The 19924-nt window shown below is 56.1% G+C and carries 16 protein-coding genes; 15 read left to right on the top strand and 1 reads right to left on the bottom strand.

What is annotated here, in order from left to right; translation table 11 throughout:
- The first annotated feature begins 90 nt into the window (after positions 1-90).
- The 15 genes from Enr13x_RS32090 (at position 91) to Enr13x_RS32030 (ending at position 17080) form a co-directional block, all read left to right on the top strand.
- Entirely contained in the window at positions 91-1287 is a 1197-nt protein-coding gene (locus tag Enr13x_RS32090) for an IS91 family transposase (RefSeq protein ID WP_145390977.1), read from the top strand.
- A 392-nt stretch (positions 1288-1679) separates the two neighbouring features.
- Positions 1680-2051: a hypothetical protein gene (locus tag Enr13x_RS32085; RefSeq protein ID WP_145390976.1), complete on the top strand. Its 372-nt coding sequence runs from the start codon at positions 1680-1682 to the stop codon at positions 2049-2051.
- 551 nt (positions 2052-2602) lie between these two features.
- Positions 2603-3109: a hypothetical protein gene (locus tag Enr13x_RS32080; RefSeq protein WP_145390975.1), complete on the top strand. Its 507-nt coding sequence runs from the start codon at positions 2603-2605 to the stop codon at positions 3107-3109.
- 775 nt (positions 3110-3884) lie between these two features.
- Positions 3885-4118: a hypothetical protein gene (locus tag Enr13x_RS32075; protein WP_145390974.1), complete on the top strand. Its 234-nt coding sequence runs from the start codon at positions 3885-3887 to the stop codon at positions 4116-4118.
- 1054 nt (positions 4119-5172) lie between these two features.
- On the top strand, positions 5173-5754 hold the full coding sequence (locus Enr13x_RS32070; RefSeq protein ID WP_145390973.1) for a TapB family protein: 582 nt from the start codon (positions 5173-5175) through the stop codon (positions 5752-5754).
- A 284-nt stretch (positions 5755-6038) separates the two neighbouring features.
- Positions 6039-6191, top strand: a complete 153-nt coding sequence (locus tag Enr13x_RS38520; protein ID WP_197455508.1) for a hypothetical protein — start codon at positions 6039-6041, stop codon at positions 6189-6191.
- 185 nt (positions 6192-6376) lie between these two features.
- Entirely contained in the window at positions 6377-6769 is a 393-nt protein-coding gene (locus Enr13x_RS32065) for a hypothetical protein (RefSeq protein WP_145390972.1), read from the top strand.
- A 704-nt stretch (positions 6770-7473) separates the two neighbouring features.
- The gene (locus Enr13x_RS38515; RefSeq protein WP_197455507.1) at positions 7474-7611 is read left to right on the top strand and encodes a hypothetical protein; all 138 of its coding nucleotides are present in this window, start codon (positions 7474-7476) and stop codon (positions 7609-7611) included.
- Positions 7612-9361: 1750 nt separating this feature from the next.
- Positions 9362-10009, top strand: coding sequence for a hypothetical protein (locus tag Enr13x_RS32060; RefSeq protein WP_231743905.1), 648 nt, complete (start codon positions 9362-9364; stop codon positions 10007-10009).
- Positions 10010-10928: 919 nt separating this feature from the next.
- Positions 10929-11297, top strand: coding sequence for a hypothetical protein (locus Enr13x_RS32055; protein WP_145390971.1), 369 nt, complete (start codon positions 10929-10931; stop codon positions 11295-11297).
- Between the two features lie 574 nt (positions 11298-11871).
- On the top strand, positions 11872-12963 hold the full coding sequence (locus tag Enr13x_RS32050; protein WP_145390970.1) for a hypothetical protein: 1092 nt from the start codon (positions 11872-11874) through the stop codon (positions 12961-12963).
- An 815-nt stretch (positions 12964-13778) separates the two neighbouring features.
- Positions 13779-14363 (top strand): hypothetical protein, encoded by a 585-nt coding sequence (locus Enr13x_RS32045; RefSeq protein WP_145390969.1) that lies wholly within the window; start codon positions 13779-13781, stop codon positions 14361-14363.
- Positions 14364-14571: 208 nt separating this feature from the next.
- The gene (locus Enr13x_RS32040; RefSeq protein ID WP_145390968.1) at positions 14572-14835 is read left to right on the top strand and encodes a hypothetical protein; all 264 of its coding nucleotides are present in this window, start codon (positions 14572-14574) and stop codon (positions 14833-14835) included.
- A gap of 697 nt (positions 14836-15532) precedes the next feature.
- Entirely contained in the window at positions 15533-16195 is a 663-nt protein-coding gene (locus tag Enr13x_RS32035) for an ankyrin repeat domain-containing protein (RefSeq protein ID WP_145390967.1), read from the top strand.
- Positions 16196-16492: 297 nt separating this feature from the next.
- Entirely contained in the window at positions 16493-17080 is a 588-nt protein-coding gene (locus Enr13x_RS32030; RefSeq protein ID WP_145390966.1) for a hypothetical protein, read from the top strand.
- Positions 17081-18427: 1347 nt separating this feature from the next.
- Here the strand turns inward: Enr13x_RS32030 and purB are convergent.
- Positions 18428-19876: an adenylosuccinate lyase gene (gene purB, locus Enr13x_RS32020; RefSeq protein WP_145390964.1), complete on the bottom strand. Its 1449-nt coding sequence runs from the start codon at positions 19874-19876 to the stop codon at positions 18428-18430.
- Positions 19877-19924: the final 48 nt, after the last annotated feature.

The raw sequence follows: 19924 nt of genomic DNA, 5'->3' as shown, positions 1-19924 counted from the left end.
CCTGTGGTCACGTCGTTCGCCGTCGCCATGTGATTCGTATCGTTGAACTGGCCTTCGGGTTGAGCTGCAAGCATTGATTGCGAGGTGCCGATGGCCATCACGCTTCAACAGATTTTCGGACGCTATTTCGACTCCTTCGCCTCGCGTTTTCACGTCTCGCGGGAGATGCTTCGCGCCGCATGGTGCATCCAACACTGTCGCACTCGGACGCTCGGTGGGCACGTCGACAGTTGCCCCGAAGGTCACTACCACAGCATCGCCTACAACTCCTGTCGGCATCGGTGCTGCCCCCAGTGCGCCTGGGTGGCCCGAGAGCAGTGGCTGGCCAAATGTAAGCAACGCTTGCTGCCCTGCCCGCATCATCACATCGTCTTCACACTCCCGAGCGAACTGAATCGAATCTGGCGGTTCAACAAGGCTGCCTATGCCGAGACCCTCTTCAACGCCGCGAAGGAAACACTCCAGCAACTGCTCAAGGACCCCAAGTACCTCGGTGCGAAGCCTGGGATCCTGGCGGCGCTGCACACCTGGAACCAGACCCTGTTGCCGCACGTGCACTTGCATTGCATCGTCACCGCCGGCGGGCTGGCTGGTGATGGGACGTGGCGCCGTCCCCAAAAAGATTGTTTGCTGCCCCGCAAAGTGTTGATGCTCAAGTTCCGCGGCAAATTCAAGGCGATGCTTCAGCAGAAGGTTCAATCAGGCAAGATCCAATTGCCCGACTCGATGAGCGCGTCCGACTTTCAGAAGCTGTTGGCCAAGCTCAGCGACAAACCGTGGAACGTCAAAATATTTGACGCCTATCGTGATGGCTCCGGTGTGGCGACCTATTTGGCTCGGTACATCAAGGGCGGCCCGATCGGCAAGTCACGGTTACTGGACGTTCAAGATGACAAGGTCGTGTTTCGCTATCGGATTGGAACGCAGGACGGTGGGGACGGGAAACGTCAGGGGGTGACCGCGTTGCCGATCGATCAGTTTCTCGGCCGCTGGCTGGAGCACGTGCCGCCGCGGCGATTTCAGACGGTTCGCGGCTACGGTCTGTACAGCGGCAACCAATACTCCCAGCTCGATGAGGCCCGTGCCGCGCTCGGCGTGGAGCCGCCAGAGTCCGACTCGCTTGAACAGTTGACTTGGCAACAATGGTGCGAGTCGGCCGGGCTTCTTGATGCTTGCACGTGTCCGGTGTGTGGTAAACGGTTGGTCTCGCATCACGAATTTTCCGCCGGGCGGGATCCTCCCTCTGATGCGTATTCTTGGCGTGAGAAACAAGGGCAAGCCGCATGATGCCGCTGGAGAATTTCACAAGGGACAGCCATTGCCACCGACGGTACCGAAGGTGCGCGCCCGATGAGATCCATTCGTTGGGGACAGCTGCTAGAATCCCTCACGACGGGTCGTTCGATCGGGTAAACTCCTAAACATCGGTCGAGCCGGTCCCACGACATCGGGGCCGAACGAAGGCCTCGTTCAACCAAACGTTGCACCGAACTTAGCATCAGGGGCAACGAAGTGCCAATCAGCCCACTCACCCGCCAGCGTTTACCGCCGCTAACTCGGTGAACGTAGACGTTGAACGTAGACGTTGAACGTAGACGTTGAACGTAGACGTTGAACGTAGACGTTGAACGTAGACGTTGAACGTAGACGTTGAACGTAGACGTTCTGTGCATAGGTAGATGCAGATGGAGAAGCTACACTTACGATTGCAACGACCAGTACCTGGTGTCGATCATCTACACGCGGTTGACCCTGAGCAGTTCGCCAGTTTTCATCCGCACTGGGACACCATTGCGGCGAATCTAGACGTAGACCAGATCAATGACTTTTACGTTTATGAAGGCGAATACGGCAACGCTTCTACTCACTGGCATAGTTCGGCGAAGGGACTACAAGCTGCACGAGCAGTTCTGGAGCATCTTCGGGACAACCCTGGCGCATTGGACGAGCAGACGCACGCTTCGTATATTGAGCTGATGGAAACAGTTGAGTCAGTGCTCGATGACGCTGATTTAAGGGACACGCCGTTTTGCTTTGTGGGAAACTATTGAGCACAGAACAATCGCGTGCACCCGAGTACGCGAGTCAGGCGGTTTTGAAGTGGAGAATCTTTCGCGCGTACCGGGTGACGCGTGACGTTCGCGCTGCTGACCGGCGCCTGACGACAGCGCCCACTTCTTCTTTTGCGTCTTCTCGCGTTCTTTTGTGGCAATTGATTTGCTGTCGTTTGATCGTGACCCGAAGGACGCCCACCGGAATTCGTCGAACCTCCGTTTCCTGGGTTTCGCATTTGATGCCATCGTTCGATAGGTGCGCGGTCGACTCGGCCGAGGAAGACAAACCGTCGCCTGTCGATTCGAGTACGATTGGAGACAAACCGACGCCTGAAATGCCGAACGCTGGTTGTGACGCTGAATTTCCCTTTGCCATTCCGATCGAGTACATTGGCCATCAGCGGCGATGGCTCATGCCGTCGTCGTGGCCGACCGCGTGAACCACGTGGTGCACCGCAGTCGGCGAGTTGAGTTTGTTTTTGAGTTCAGGTCGATCGCGCCGACGCGGTGACCACCGCCGTTCGCCGAATGAGCGCACTGAGCAAACGATGATCCCGACCTCAATGTTTGACGACATGCAGGGTGCCTTTCTGAATCTGCTGGGTCTCCGACCGCTAGATGAAATCGCGTTCAATAGTGATTGCACTGGCGTTTGCCGACTCTTATCGCTGCCCCCATTTGAGCCGTTTCGTGCAGTTACATTGGAATTCACTACTGATCAGGTAAACGCACATTTGACTATTTCCGATGATGATGCTTGGGAACGAATCGCGACCGGGAATATCGTGGATTCCGCCGTGCGAATCGAGAAGGAGACAGCCCTGACAGGCCCAGCATTACCGGCCCCTCTTTCCAACTGGGCTGCATTGGTAGATTCGTTAAGGACGGTCAGCGACTGCATGTCGTCGAACGAGAGTATTGGGCCGCATATACACTTCGCGTTTGGCGCGTTAGAGGATTCCCGATATTCCTGGTTCAATCCAGATCGCACCAGCAACACACAGGAGTGCAAACTCATTGATGCATACAATCAGATTTCCGATGCAATTGAATGACATCAATGAAAAACTGGTCGGGTAACAATGCGATGCACGACGAGCGGCGAAGTCAAGATATTTGAAGTGGTTGATCGCTCGTCGCCGCCGCGTGATCGCCGACGTTACCCGACGCTGGTCGCGATCAACTTCGCTGCCACGAACGCATGATACGAAAACGTTCCAACCCCTGCGAAGCTTCGAGGTCCGCCGCAAGCGAACCTGAGAATGTTCTGCCTGAATCAATTGACGGCTACATGATTGCCTGCGTTCTTGTTGGCGGATTTGGGGTACTGATACTCGGACTTGCTGTCGGTGTTGTCGCAACCAATTTTCGGCTTCAAAGGTCCGCAGACTTACTGCACTTGGCATTTCTGACGTCAATTGGCCTCTGCTGGACAACGTCGGGGATATTCTACTATCGATTGGACCGTCGACGCGCACAGGCTTGCCTTGTTGGTGGTCTGCTGATGCTCGCAGGGATGCACATGTTGCCTTTGTTTTGATAAACAACTGTGTCGCACTTCAGGCTTTCAAACCGCACCGGGTAAGACGGGTAACCATCGCATGCAACCGAGGACGGGTGGTCCGTTTTGTCGTCTGCTTGCAAGTCGTTCGCCCGTCCCGGCTGATGCGTGACGTTCACGCTGCTAACCAACGCCTGACCACAGCTCCCAATTCTCTTTTTTGTGCCTTCTCGTGGTTTTTGTGGCAGTTGATTCTCCGCCGTTTGATCTTGACCCGAACGGCGCCCATCGGATGTCATCAGGCCTCCGTTGCCTGGTATTCGCATTTGATGTCATCGTTTGATAGGTGCGCGGTCGACTCGGCCGATGAACACAAACCGGCGCCTGTCGATTCGAGTAGGAGTACGAGTACCGCGGTGCTGAGTACGAGTACGATCCAAGACATACCGACGTCTGACGTACCGACCGCTGATTGGGATGCCGAATTTCCCTTCGCAATTCCGATCGAGTACATTGGCCGCGAGCGACGATGGCTCGGGCTGTCGTCGTGGCCGGACGCGTGAACCTAGTGGTGCACCGCAGTCGGCGAGCTGAGTTTATTTTTGAGTTCAGGTCACTCGCGCCGACGCGGTGACCACCGCCGTTGAACTTAATCGAATTGCTTTCCGCTGCGGCGGTTGATGTGCGGTTGCGGTGGGCTGAGGCCAGCGTGGGGCTCCGGCCCGTAGGCTGACGCCAGATTCTTGAATCCTCTGGCCTTAGGTCGTCAGCCTTTTGGTGCGATAGCCGTCCTGATCTCCTGTGGCCCACCCGAGTGATCCACCGGCGCATGACTCCCCCGCCACTCGCGTCGTGTGGTCCGAGCGTGTTTATCTTTGACTAAGAGACGAATCCGATCGAACACACGACGCGCCGATCCTTTGGAGTCGAGCGTCTTCGAGTTTCTGAATTGCGCCCATGAGATCAAAACGTGGTCAGCACCGCGACGCTGATGAACTGCGTGCAAGTGATTGGTGAAGCGGACGGCCTGCGGGGGAGCTCACCGGTCGGGGTGACCCGACGCCGTTGGACTGTGATTCCGGGTTGGTCTGCGAGCACTGCGGCAGCGAATCGTTGACGCTTGTCGATGAGATCGACAAGCCGTCGTGGGCGGATCTCTTTCGGCCAAGCAATAAAGCTTGTTCGGACTGGTACCGCGAGTCATTGGCTCTTGATGATCGTCGCTTTTGGGACGCTGCGATGGGTGAAGGTTTTTCGCACTTGGTGCGACTGGTACCTAAAAAGTGAAGAAGAAAGTGCAAAGGCGGTAGTGGCCGAAGCGGACCGGCCTGCCGCCGCCCAGTTCGAGTTCGCCTGGGACTAAAACGCTGGCATCCACCGCCAAGATCCGCTCTAATCGAGACCCATCACCGGCCCACGTGAAGGCCGACAAAGTTCTGGCGCACGATCTATCCCCGTTCCTCCGCATGCGCGGATAGATCGCAATTCGTTAGGCTTTCCAAATGGAAACCATCGGTTGCGGGTACTGCAACTTAAACTGCCGCAAAATACTCAAGATCTTTCATGACTAGCTCCACGATACTCTCTACTTGCCTAGCCTTTTTCCTTGCAATTCCGATGGTGAATGCACAGGACTTGTATTTCCCAACGGTGGAAGGCTCGAGGCGGGTCCTTCAGAGAACTTTGGGGGACCGCATCACTACCGTCACTGAAACGATTACGAAAGTCGAACGTGTGGATGGTGAGCACGTCGTCACTTTGTCGCGAGAAAACTCTGCATACGGACACGACTCCGGAAAGCGTTTCAATGAGTATATGTGTGCGGTTTCGCCCAGCGGTTTGTTCTTGGTGCGAAACATCGAAGGCAAATCTGAGAACCGGAAACCATTGCTGAAGTTACCAGCAAAAGCGGGTGTCACGTGGATAAACAAAAGCCGTGACGAAGAGCAAGACCTTGATGAAACTGCATCCTTCACCATCGGAAAGGAGGAGCTTGTATCGGTGCCAGCCGGTCAGTATTTGGCGATCCCAGTGGTGGCCGAATATACTTTTCAACGCCAGGGAAGAACCCTAACCACATCGAAATCCAAATTGTGGTACGCCGCCGGAGTCGGAGTTGTGAAGAGTGTGTACTACCGCGACGGCACCGATGATCTAGTGAGTGAGTTGAAGGAATTCGTTCTCGGCAAAGCGAAATGAAGTTTAGCTGTCACCGACAGTGGCGTTAAGCAGTCAGCCTAACCAGGCGATGGACCCGAAGTCGCGAATCCGATCGTTGGGGCATCGCAAGCTCCTTCGTCGCGACTCGGTCATCGCGATCATTCACGCTGCTGAATCGTGCTCGTGCTCAGTGAAACGGTGCTCGTGCTCGCAATTGATTGGGCCGCAACAAAACCAACGCCTGACATTCCGGCCGCGACTGGTGCGTTCGAGCGACGCCCACCTGATCTCATCAAACCTCCGTTTCCTGGGATTCGCTCCTGATGCCATCGTTCGATTGGTACGCGGTCGACTCGGCTGGCGAAGGCAAGCCAACGCCTGACGATTTCAACGCTGACGACCGACGCCTGACATGCCGACTGCAGATTGGGACGCTGAAATTCCCCTTGGCGATTCTGATCGAGTACATTGGCTAGCCGCGACGATGGTTCCAAACCGGCGTGCCGACCGACGCCACGAACCCGGCGATGCACCCCAGCTCGCTCGTTGTCGCGATACACAAACTCTTACCCCGTTTCGATCATCACGCTCACGCCATCTCAATCGTAGAGGTCTGCGTGCGAGGTGATCGCTGATGTTCTGCTACTGAATGGAGCCGTCTTTGAGATTCATTGCCATTGCATTGCTGGTTGGTTCGTTGGCTGGTTGCCGTTCGATTTCGCAATCGCGGATCCGCGCAGAGAGCCAGGGCGAGATGCTGACGGCCGTTCGAGCGATCGTGCCAATTGGAACGTCACTTGAGGACGCTAAAGCACGCATGGTGCAATCCGGGTTTGAGTGCAAGGTCATCAGGAATGGTTCGTTTTCAGAAGATCCTGGGTTCATTGGTAGCGACCGCGAGTATCGCAGCGTGGACAACGCGAACTATCTTAGATGTCAGCGTGATGAGAGCGCCGGTCTGTTGGTCAGTCACCTTTGGAGCGTGGCGATCGTGTACGATGATACTGACACGGTCGAGGATGTGCTGGTGCTACATCGTATGGAAGGGCCTTAGCGATCGTGAAAACGCAGAACAATCGCGTGTACCCGAGTACGCGAGTCAGCGTTATTGAAGTTGAAAATCTTTCGTGCGTACCGGGTGACGCGTAGCGTTCACGCTGCTAGCCGGCGTCTGACGACAGCGTCCACTTCTTCTTTTGTGTTCTCTCGCGTTCTTTTGTGGCAATTGATTTGCTGTCGTTTAATCGTGACCCGAAGGGCGCCCACCGGAATTCGTCGAACCTCCGTTTCCTGGGATTCGCATTTGATGTCACGGTTCGATAGGTGCGCGGTCGACTCCGCCGAAGAAGACAAGCCGACGCCTGTCGATCGATTACGAGCACGATCCAAGACAAACCAGCGTCTGAAGTGCCGACCGCTGATTGGGATACCGAATTTCCCACGGCGATTCCGATCGAGTACATTGGCTGTCGACGACGATGGCGCGTGCCGTCGTTGTGGCCGGACGCGTGAACCATGTGGTGCACCGCAGTCGGCGAGTCGAGTTTGTTTTTGAGTTCAGGTCATTCGCGCCGACGCGGTGACCACCGCCGTTCGCGCTCCCAAATCGTACTCGTACTCAGGCGTCAGCCGGTACTCCTACTCGTACTCGACTGGAAGGCAAACAAACCGATGCCGGTCGCCCACGCTGCTGAACGTTGTGACTGAACTCGGCCCACCTGATGTCATCGGACCTCCATTTCCTAAGATTCGCATTTGATGTCACGGTTCGATAGATGCGCGGTCGACCAAGACAAACCGACGCCTGTCGATTCGAGTAGGAGTACGAGTACCGCGATGCTGAGTACGAGTACGATCCAAGACAAACCGGCGCCTGAAATGCCGACCGCAGATTAGGACGCTCGATTTCCCACGGCGATTCGGATTGAGTACATTGGCAAACAGCGGCGATGGCTCGGGCTGTCGCCATGGCCGACCGCGTGAACCAAGTGGTGCACCGCAGTCGGCGAGTTGAGTTTGTTTTTGAGTTCAGGTCGATCGCGCCGACGCGGTGACCACCGCCGTTCACGCTGGTAACCCACGCCTGACGACAGCGCCCACTTCTTCTTTTGCGTCTTCTCGCGTTCTTTTGTGGCAATTGATTCGCCGTCGTTGGATCGTGACCCATAGGACGCCCATCTGATTTCATCGAGCTTCTGTTTCCTGAGATTCGCATTTGATGTCATCGTTCGACAGGTGCGCGGTCGACTCGGCCGAGGAAGACAAACCGACGCCTGTTGATTCGGGTACGAGCACGAGTACCGCGGTGCTGAGTACGAGGGCGGCTTTCAGGCCCGGAGGGCCGGTAGAGTGTCTGCCGGTGGCGTGAGCCACCGGGGGTGGATTCAAAGGCACGCCCTAGGCCCAGCGGGTCGACACAATATCCGGGCTTGGAGTGGACCCGGAGCCACATTGTGCCGGCCTTCCAGGCCTCCGCAAATCCGTTCTTTCGATACCGGTGGCTGACACCACCGGCAAGCATTGTGCCAGCCCTCCGGGCTTCATCCCGACTCCACATAGAAATCGGTTCAGCGAGGGGAGTGAAAGTTTCCACGGCGATTTCGATGGAGTACATTGGCAAGCAGCGGCGATGGCTCGGGCTGTCGTCGTGGCCGGACGCGTGAACCACGTGGTGCACCGCAGTCGGCGAGTTGAGTTTGTTTTTGAGATCAGGTCGATCGCGCCGACGCGGTGACCACCGCCGTTATCGCAAAGATGGCCCACAGTTGCGACAAACGTTGGTACTGCTTACCAGTTACATTCTCACCGCATACACTGCTACTCGTCAATTTCCAACAATGCACCAGAACCTATGGGCGCTCCAGAGAAACAACCGTCGGCGACCCCATCCCTAATTTGGGGAGCAATCTGGATTGTCGGCCCACTTACTTCCCTTCTACTCCTGATGAATAATCTAGTGCCCAAACCGTCAAACTCGGCATACGTGTTCGGAAGTCTTCTTGGCATCCCGTTGGGTGGAGGCGTTTTGTTGAGAGGGATCAGATTGCAACGTGAGAACGCGAAACGTGAAGGGAGCAGCTGATTGATGACTATATCCAACCGGATTTAGCGTGGTCTCTACTCGTTGCAATATCCCCGACTTTCTTGCGGCACCGACCATGTGCTCGTTTCTTGGCTATAGTTGCGCGTAGCGTCTGAACGAAGTCGTGTGCTTCGGTTAGACATGCGATAACAATCGGATGCACGACGAGTCGGCGAGTCGGGTTTCATTGAAGTGGATGATCGCTCGCGCCGACCGCGTGATTTCCGCCGTTCGCGCTGCTGACCGGCGCCTGACGACAGCGCCCACTTCTTCTTTTGCGTCTTCTCGCGTTCTTTTGTGGCAATTGATTTACGGTCGTTTGATCGTGACCCGAAGTTCGCCCACCGGATGTCATCGAACCTCTGTTTCCTGGGATTCGCATTTGATGTCACCGTTCGATAGGTGCGCGGTCGACTCGGCCGAGGAAGACAGACCGACGCCTGTTGATACCAACGCTGACAACCGACGCCTGACGTGCCGGCTGCTGATTGGGGTACCGAATTTCCCACGACGATTCCGATCGAGTACATTGGCAATTAGCGTCGATGGCACGGGCTGTCGCCGATGCCCGACGCGCGAACCATCCGCCCGCACACGCAGGCACGGGGTCGTCGTCAATTGAAAACACAATGTCGTTCGCCGTGCCGCGGTGAACGGTGGACGTTATCATTAATTGAATCCAAGTTTGGTTACACCTCTATGGCATCAGTCGATCCAAGCGGAGATATCGTTCAATGGCAACGCATCTTGCATCAGGAGCTCGTTTCTCATCTGAAAGACTTGAGAAGCGACCCGGCCGTTTGCGGTTTTGCGCTTGAACTACCTTCCGATTTCTCAAACGACGGTATCATTTCGCGAATCGCCAAGAATCCGAAAGTCCCCTCGGAGCTAGACAACATCCCGAGCCTAGATGGATGGGAATATGTTCCCAATGGGAGGACGTTTGGCTTAAGCTGTGAGGGCCTGGAAACGATGTACCGCAAGTATGACGAGCCGCTCGAAGACGAGCAGTTCTATAGCAAGTTTGGGAATGCGATCTATGACGCATGCTTAAGTGTCATGCACGAATGCGTCGCCTCGTCTGAGTTTGGTGACATTCTGGTACGCCTGCTGACCTTGTCTGATGATGAGCATCCGATACTTGGCAAGGCAGTCGAAATACTAAATGCGCCGTCATCGCAGCCAATCGCAAAGAAAGTACTCCTGGGATGATAACCCCAGTTCACTCATTGCTGCGATCGACGAATCTTTCCACCGTGACGACACTCACTCCAATTTCGACGCCAACCCGTTGGTCCGTGAACGGGGTGATCGTCACCGTTGAACTTAATCGAATTGCTTTCCGCTTCAACGGTTGACGTGCGGTCGCAATGGGCTGAGGCCAGCGTGGGACTTCGGGCCGTAGGCTGAGGTCGGCGTCTCAAATCCTCTGGCCGTAGGTCGTCGGCGTCTTCGCCAGCTTTCTCAACGTGAAGAGGAGCGGGGGGCTGATGATGAAGCGCGGATGAAGCATCGGCTGGAGATGGAGGTAGGAAAATTTTGGGTAGGAAAAGAGAGCAGGGGGTGTCGTTTTTCGGGCATCCGTTTTCCTACCCGAAATTTTCCTACCTTCTTTCTGCATCTGGCTGATTGGGAAAACGACTTGCGCCCAGTGTGTCGATGCCGAGTTTCCGGTCGGTCTTTGGGGGTGCCATTGAGCGAGAGGCTGAGCACGGCGGGCATCGAGGTTTGCTGCGACCCCGTCCGGGGTCGAGGGGCGGAATCGGCGCGTTGCCCGGAGGTGGCGCTGCGCTGACCTCCGGCTAATCGCTGTGATCCCTCCGGGATAGTTCGGACGCCGCGATGGGTGACGAGTTTTCGCACTTGGTACGACTGGTAGTACGAAAAGTGAACAAGAAAGTGCAAGGAGGCCGGAGTCCGAAGCGGACCGTCCTCCCGTCACCCAGCTCGAGTTCTACTGGGCCTGAGAAACTGGCAACATCTGGCAGGATCCGTTCTAATCCAGTGCTGTGACCGGCCCACCAGAGGAGCGACAACGTTCTGGCGGACGATGGATCCCCGTTCCTCCGCATGCGCGGATAGATCGCAATTCGTTATCGCACAAATCACCTAACACAATCGAGTGTCCAACATGGAAACCCGTGATCGCGATTCGACGTATTTATTGCTGGCGACTTCGGCGACCTTCGCGCTGTCCCTTCTTGGACTGTCAGCACCTTGGGATGCGCTCGGCTGGAATAGCAGTACAGCGATCTTCTTCGTGCCGGTGTTTCTTGCGTCCGTGTACTCTGGTTTGCATTGGTTCGACGTGAACACATCCTCATCTCTTTTCGGAGTCACGCCTCGTGTCTGGTGGTTAGCTGCTGGTGTTATGTTGTCGGCGATATTCGAACCAGGCATCCTTGTGCTCGCCTGCGTGCTAGCTATCGGTTGGTGGTTTCGGCGACAGTTTCAGCGTGCCGAAGAGATCGCAGAAGCAAAAACGCCAGTCAGGCGATAACCACGCCGTGCACGCACGCGAAGGACGGCTTGCGCGGTTTTTGAAGTAGAAAATAGATCGTCCGTCCTCGGTGACGGCTACCGTTTGCGCTGCTAGCCGACGCCTGACGACAGCGCCCACTTCTTCTTTTGTGTGTATTCGCGTTTTTTTTGTGGCAATTGATTCGCCGTCGTTTGATCGTGACCCGACGGGCGCCCACCGGATTTCGTCAGACCTCTGTTTCCCAGGATTCGGATTTGACGTCATCGTTGGATCGGTGCGCGGTCGACTCGACCGACGAAGACAAACCGTCGCCTGTCGATCGAGTGCGAGCGCGAGTACCGCGATGCTGAATACGAGTACGATTCACGGCAGACGGACGCCTGAAATGCCGACTGCTGATTGGGCCACGGAATTTCCCATGGCGATTCCGATCGAGTACATTGGCAGCGAGCGATGATCGCACGTGCCTTCGTCGTGGCCGGACGCGCGGACCATCCGCCCGCACACGCAGGCACGGAGTCGGCGTCACCTGAAAACACCATGTCGTTCGCCGTGCCGCGTGAACGGTGCCGCGTGACGTTCGCCCAATCGAATGAAAATCATCCTGCTCGCGATTGCCGTTTTCTCCTGTTTTGTTGGGGTTGGTCGCTCGCAAGAAACTGACTCTTGGGGCGAGTGCGGGGCGTACGCGAAGTGGATGCGTTACCCGTACGAAATCGACTCCAACTACAAATACGTCAAAACGCTCCCCACCCTGCAGCGGTTTCCTGAACTGCTCGAACTTGCAATTGATCCGCGATTCAAAGGCAAGCCCGGAGTTGCTGGCGACCGCGTGATAATCGTCAGTCAACTTCGCACAATCTCGCGATGTAAGTTTGACCAACTTCTGTATGCGGACTCTGATGTCGAAGGGGAACATCGGTCGGCGATTGCGAAGTGGCGACAATGGTGGGATGTATACGGGAAACGCTACGCGGCGGAGTATCGAAAAAAAGGCAAACGGTATCCCGACGCGTGGAAGAAAATCCCCGGAGCCAAGAATTTGCCCTGCCCTAGCTATCCATTGCTGTTGCCGGATTCATGGTCAACGAAGCTCAAGTTCCGCTCGGGGGATTACGGTGGAATTGTTGAAGAAGAGATCGAATTACACGCCTCTCCTCAGGCGTGCAAACTGAAACGTCGATACAGGATCGGTCATGGTTGGCCCGGCGGTACAGATTGGATCAATGAAGAATGGAACGACCTGACCTACGCGAAGACGCAAGAATTCTTGGCGGCACTGACGTACGCCGTTGATAATCCGTGGCTGTTTTTGGGTGACCAGTTTGCCAATGTTGACACAGACAGTCGGCGGCGGATTGGGTCGGTTCGCGGTAGACCGAACGAATGGTCAAACTATTACCCTGGCGTTGAATGGTCCGGGATTTTGGACCGGAAAGGCAACGTGATCATGAACGACGACCCTTGGAGCTGGAACACGAATGACATTGACGGTTTCGGCAGGACAATGTTTGATGATTCGATAGGGATTGCGTTTCGGGTGTTTCGAGATGCATTTCCAGACCCCACCTATCGACCCAAAGAGAGCCGCTGGACTACTTCCAACAAGGGCGAACCAGCCGATGCACCAACGGACCGGGCGTCGTTAATTGGAAATGGAAAATCAACCGCCGGTCCTCGGTGATCGGTAACGTTGAACTTAGTCGAATTGCATTCCGCTTCGACGGTTGACGTGCGGTTCCGGTGCGGCGTGGCCAGCGTGGGACTTCGGGCCGTAGGCTGACGCCAGCTTCTCAAATCCTCTGGCCGTAGGTCGTCGGCGTCTTCGCCAGCTTTCTCAACGCGAAGAGGAGCGGGGGTTCTGATGATGAAGCGCGGATGAAGCATCGGCTGGAGATGGAGGTAGGAAAATTTTGGGTAGGAAAAGAGAGCTGGGTGTTTGTCGGGTGTGTCGTATTTCGGGCATCCGTTTTCCTACCCGAAATTTTCCTACCTTCTCTCTGCATCCGGCTGATTGGGAAATCGACTTGCGCCCAGTGTGTCGCTTCCGAGTTTCCGGTCGGTCTTTGGGGGGGCATTTGGTCGGCGGTTGCATCCGGCGGGTGTCGGGTTTTGCTGCGACCCCGTCCGGGGTCGATGGGCAGATTTGGGGGCGTGGTCCGGAGGTGGCGCTGCGCTGGCCTCCGGCTAATCGCTGTGATCCCTCCGGGATAGTTCGGACGCCGCGATGGGTGAAGGTTTTTACTGGTAGTGCGAAACGTGAACAAGGAAGTGCAAAGGAGCCGAAGCCTGCCTCACCTCCCAGTTCGAGTTTGCCTGGGTCTGAGAAACTGGCACCGTCTGACGGGATCCGTTCTAATCAACTTTTCCGACCGGCCTACCTGAGGAGCGACAAAGTTCTAACGCCCAATCGATCCCCGTTCCTTCGCATGCGCGGATCGATATGCGCGGATCGATTGCAATTCGTTATCCGACTGAGTCTTTCCGACTCAAAACTCTATGGCAACCACCTTCGCAATTCACGTCACGTCCGGGCACATCGTCGCAATCGACCCCTTGTTCATTGATTACGCCGTCAATCCGTGTGGCGATGCTGTTTCGGTGGTTGACCTGCCCGATTTCCAATCTGCGACTGGCATCGACAAGCTAATTCGACTCGAAATGGCCGCATTGGGAAGCACGCGGCTCCGCGATATCCTGAAGACGATCGGATACATCGACCTCGCTCCGTGTGATGTAGGCACGTATCAATTCTCGCTCAAAGACATCCGGAGAGTGAACGACGCCCCCGACGCTGACCCAACTTCCCATTTTTTACTCGATACTGGCCAATTTGTAGTCTTCGACATCGACTATCTTGATGGTGTTTTAGCCTACTTTGATTGGAAGAACGCTTACGCAGGCAGCAGCGTGAATCGAAAACTTGAACGCCAAAACAGCCAATTAATTGCCAATCGCGATAACGTCTACACACAGATTCAGTCACCCGGTGTGAACCGTGGGTTTGAATTTGTTGGTGATGGCGAATACACGATTGATCCGGCGTCGTTCAAGCTGGTTTCTGACGATGCACAAAGCGGATAGCAATGCTGTGCCCGATGATCGCTGATGGTACGACTTGGAGAGAATGAGGGCGAATGCAATGTTGATTCCAATTCGAATGGGCCTCTCCTTTTCACTAAGACCATGACATCCGACAGTGATCGATCTGGGCGTGCATTTGCTTGTTCCGCGTGATCTTCACCGTTCGCCTACTGAAATCGCATCTACCTCATCGACTCGAAGGATCAACATGTCGCGTTTGCAATCGTACCTGGATCGGTTGCCATCCATCGCGATGATTTCGGCAACCATGGTGATCGTGTTTATGGTGGCCGGATGTGGAGGATTGCGACCCGAACCCGAGTATCCGGCTCACCAATGGGGAGGAACCGATGATGTTCAGTACTTTCCCGCCGGGCCTGAATTTAAATTGCCACGAGAGGAGGCTGCACTTCGGGCGGAACGCGCTGCAGAGAAGGCGCGTGCGAACTCTGTAGAGGACTCTCAGCGATGAAAAAGGTGAACCGCGGATGAAGCATCGGCTGGAGATGGAGGTAGGAAAATTTTGGGTAGGAACAGAGAGCCGGGTGTTTGCCGGGTGTGTCGTTTTTCGGGCATCCGTTTTCCTACCCGAAATTTTCCTACCTTCCTGCTGAGTTCTGTGGGGCGGAAAAACGGCTTGCCGACAGTGAGCGCTACCGCTTTTCCGGTCGGTCTTTGAGGGGGCCATTGAGCGAGAGGCTGAACACGGCGGGGTGTCGGGATTTGCTGCGACCCCGTCCGGGGTCGACGGGCGGATCGGTGGCGTGGTCCGGAGGTGGCGCTGCGCTGACCTCCGGCTACTTGCTGTGATCCCTTCGGGATAGCTGGGACGGCGTGATGGGTGGAGGTTCTTCGCACTTGGTACGACTGGTCGTGCGAAAAGTGAACAAGAAAGTGCAAGGGAGGCCGCGGCCGAATCGGACCGGGCACCCGCCATCCAGCTCGATTTCGCTTGGGCCTGAGAAAGTGGCACCGTCTGGCCGGATCCGTTCTAATCAGGTCCTGTGACCGGACCACCTGAGGGGCGGCAACGTTCTGGCGCCCGATCGATCCGTGTTCCTCCGCACGCGCGGATCGAGTGCAAATTCGTTCTGTTGAATCGTCGTCCCAAGGGTGAACGTTCTGTGTGACAACTCGTTGGGCCGCAAGTCTGTCTCGAGCCAATCTCCATGACGCATCAACCCCGCAATGATGAGCTTGTCGAGGCCGCAAATGCCGGTGACCTCGAAACCGTCAAACGCCTGATTGAGGACGGGGCGGATCCCAATAGCGTCGACAAGCATGGGATGGGGCCGCTTTTGAACTTCCATCCGGACGTGACGCGACTTCTGTTGGAACAGGGGGCTGATCCCGACTTACAGCGCAATGAGAATATTGCGCCGGTGCTTGTCGGAGTTTGTGGCAATTTCCAGTGCTTGCGGTTGATGGTTGAGGCTGGGGCGAACGTCAACCGCGCAAGCGAACATAACGGGGAGACGGCGCTACATTGGGTTGTCGACGGCAGCGAAATCCGCTCGGTACAGTTGCTGCTGGATCATGGTGCGAATCCCAACGCTCAAACAAAGCCCGGAATGAAGACATACGGCCTGTGGCGTGACGCGCGCGTGCGGGGGGAAACTCCACTGCACAGAGCCGCAGCGTGGGGGAGTTCGGAAATCATTCAGTTGCTGTTGGACGCCGGTGCTGATCCGACGATCCGTGACGCCAACCGAGATACGCCGTTGAGCTGGGCCAGTTGGTACCGCCGCGAAAAATCGATCATCGATCAACTGTCGTATGAGGGCTCTGGTGTCGGGCCTGACTTTCCGCCAGATGCAAGCTCCAGCAGATGAACACACGGAATAAGGACCGTCGGAAGAATAAGTGGGATAGGCTTCCAGCCTGTCATTGCGAAAACGACAGGCTGGAAGCCTATCCCACAATCAATCCCCGCCACTTATTCTTCCGACTGTCCTCAGTGGCGTTGTCTACATCGATATGTTTTGGTGAGCCGTGGGTGAAGGGCGTGTGGGATCGGTAGCGAGTGACCAGCAGAGAATCATAGGATGCAAGGGAGATCACTTTGTCGCGTTTGCCAATGGATGGTCAGCGGGGCGATCCCCATCATTTCTGACGTTATTTGGATCAAAATGAAGCCACTGCCTCCGAACAGCTATGACGAATGGCTCTTAATGCCTGAGTCCGATCAGGATCATTTGAAATTTCAGGTTTGGGACGCTTATGAACGAGACCGCGTTGACATACCGTACACAGCACTCGCTCGGCTGATTGCGTCTACCGAGCGAACGGTGGTCGAGGGTGCGGTCGGCACTTACCACTGTGGTGAGTATTTACTTCATGTGCATGTTCCGAAGTCCGAAATCGACCTTTGTCCACGTCCACTCGCCCAAAGGTTTGAAGGGTTTCGTGTCTACTGGATGTACCATCCGGCCTCAGATTACGGGACAAACTGGGATTTTGAATTGAAGGAGGTGTTGTTGGATGTGCTGGGCAATCAGCTTTTCCTTAATGCAAAACGGCGAGACTATCGGTTGTCCGTTGAGGTTCTCGATAGTGCTGGCACGCCGTTGGTTGTTTCATGTGCCGGCCCCTACGACAATGGGTTTGTGTTCAATCTTGCGGATCTTCATCCGGATCTTGATACCACGCATCGATTGATGCCAACCAAGTCCGGGGAATGGCAGCATGAGTACACTGTGTACCGTGTATTGCGCTAAGGAATCGATTCACACGGAGTTGCGGAGTTGATGTCTTTTGGGGTTTAGTTTTAACTCCCGCTGCAACCTGGTGATTCTCGCCGTTGAATTGAGCGGACGGTTTGCGAAGGGCAGGGGGGCGACGTGAACTGGCGCCGTGAAGCCCGTCCTTGCGAGAGGTTGCGTTGCATGCTTGCCGACTTCCTCAACGCGAAGAGGAGCGGGTAGATTGATGACGACCGGCGGGCGATGCATCGGTTGGAGAGGGAGGTAGGAAAATTGAGGGTAGGAAAAGAGTGCACGGTGTTTGCCGGCTGTCGCGTCTTTCAGCCACCCGTTTTTCTACCCTCAATTTTCCTACCTTTCCGACTGCGTTCTGTGGGTTGAGAGAACGGTTTGCCCGCAGTGATCGCTCCCGATGTTGCGGTTGGCCTCTGGGATTTCCGTGCAGCAGGCCATGTCGCTCGGCGGCGTGCCGGGATTTGCTGCGACCCCATCCGGGGTCGAGGGGAGGTTTGGGGGCGGTGGCCCGGAGGTGGCGCTGCGCTGACCTCCGGCTACTCGCTGTGATCCCTCCGGGATACGGTGGACACTGCGCCGGCGGCGTCGGTAAAATCTTGCGTGTCCGTTGGGCAAACGAGGTCGACAAAGGTCTGTTGTTTGACAAGCGTTGGTTTCCAGTCACTCGTCCGTCTCGTTAGTCCAGTGAGTGATTTGAATCGGAGCCACCGGAGGTTGACCGCGAAGCGATTCGCCACTCCGTTGCCACGATCCACAAACTTTCACCCCATTGCGACTGTCTCGCTCACGCCGTCGTAGAGATACGTGTGCGACGTGATCGCTGATAGGTTGCGACTGATCTCTCCAAAAAAACTGGTATAGCGTTAGCCATCGAGACGCATCCTCATGTCCGTGAAGATTGTCGTCCGCGATGGCGAGACGATACAAGAGGCCGTTCGTCGATTCCGTACCGTTTGCCGACGCTCTGGATTGCTCACCGGTCGCTATGTCCGAATGGCCGACCGAAATCGTCAGCGCTACTACTATGAATCGAAGGGCGTAAAACAACGCCGCAATCGTCATATCAGGGCTATGCGTCGTCGTTGAACTTCCTCGATTGCTTTACGCGTCGATGGTTGACGTGCGCCTGTGAGATCTAAACGAGGTTTTGATCGTAGCGGTAGGCGCTAAGACTTTTGTAGCGCCGGCCCTCTCTGGCGTTTGCTTGCTGCGCAAACGCCGTCTCTCCCAGAGGGAGAGAGACTCAATCGGTTGTCAAAGGCTGCCGTTGTTCAATCGGTGTTCCTTCGGGAGAAGAACGAAGCACGCACAAAAGCTGTCTTGCTGTCGTTGGCACATTCTCCCGCGTTAGACCGTGACTTCCACGCTCAGCGATTCCTGATCGGCGTAGCGGCTGCGGATCGGTTTGATCTCTTGTTCGATGAACTCGTCGACTTGTTCGGGGGCGCGTCCGACGAAATCGAGCGGGTTGATTTCGGTGTCGAAGGAGACGGCGGAGAAGGCGTCGTCGTTTTTCAGTCGCTCGATCATGTCGTTCGGTTTGCCTTCGGCGTTGACGCGTTGGGCGACTTCGCGGCTGTGGATCCGAATCCGCTCGTGAAGGTCTTGGCGATCGCCGCCGGCTTCGACGGCCCGCATCATGATGTTTTCGGTTTCCATGTAGGGCAGTTCCTTGGCCAGGTTGTGCTCGATCGTCTTGGGATAGACGACGAACCCGCTGGCGATGTTTTGCATCAGCACCAAGGACGCGTCGATCGCCAAGAAGGCTTGGGGAATCACCAGGCGGCGGTTGGCGCTGTCGTCGAGCGTTCGTTCCATCCATTGCGTGGCGGCCGTCATCGCCGGGCTGCTTTGAAGACTCATCACGAACCGCGTCAGGGCACAAATCCGCTCGCTCCGCATCGGGTTGCGTTTGTAGGGCATCGCCGACGAACCGATTTGTTGTTTTTCGATCGGCTCTTCGATTTCTTTGCGGTTGGCCAACAGCCGGATGTCGGTCGCCGTCTTGTGCAGGCTTTGGGCGATCCCGCTGAGTGCGTCCAGCAATTGCGCGTCGACTTTGCGAGGATAGGTTTGCCCGGTGACGGCGTAGGTTTTGTCGAACCCGATTTTCTCGGCGATGCGGCGTTCCAGCTGGCGGACTTTTTCGTGATCGCCGCCGAACAATTGCAGGAAGCTGGCTTGGGTGCCGGTGGTTCCCTTGGCGCTGCGGGCGCAGAGCGTGTCGAGGCGGTGTTCGATTTCGAGCAGGTCCAGGACCAGATCATAGGTCCACAGGCAGCACCGTTTGCCGATCGTGGTCGGCTGGGCGGGTTGCAGGTGGGTGAAGCCGAGGCAGGGCAGGGCACGGTGCTGGGCGGCAAAGGTGGCCATCGTGTCGATGGTGGCGGCCAGACGCCGGGCGACCAATCGCAAGGCGTCGCGGATCAAAATGACGTCGGCGTTGTCGGTGATAAAACAGCTGGTGGCGCCCAGGTGGATGATTTTTTTGGCGTCGGGGCACTGGTCCCCGTAGGCCTCGACATGGGCCATCACATCGTGGCGTCGAATCCGCTCGTATTCCCGGGCCACGTCCAGATTTAGATTGGACTCGAACGCGCGGAGTTGGTCCAATTGCGTGTCAGAAATATCGATTCCGAGCTCTTTTTCGCTTTCTGCCAGGGCAATCCAGAGGCGTCGCCAGGTCTGAAAACGTCGGTTGGGGCCCCAAAGCGTCGCCATTTCTCGAGACGAATAGCGTTCGATCAGTGGGTTTTGGTACGTTGATTCGGCGGGATTGGACGAGGATTGAGTCATTTCGCTGGTATTGGGACGTCGGAATCGAAGGCGTTTCGTGGTTCAATC

The sequence above is a fragment of the Stieleria neptunia genome (assembly GCF_007754155.1).
GTDB lineage: Bacteria > Planctomycetota > Planctomycetia > Pirellulales > Pirellulaceae > Stieleria > Stieleria neptunia.
The sequence above is the reverse complement of the archived record's forward strand: the minus strand, read 5'-3'. Positions and strand labels throughout refer to the sequence as shown.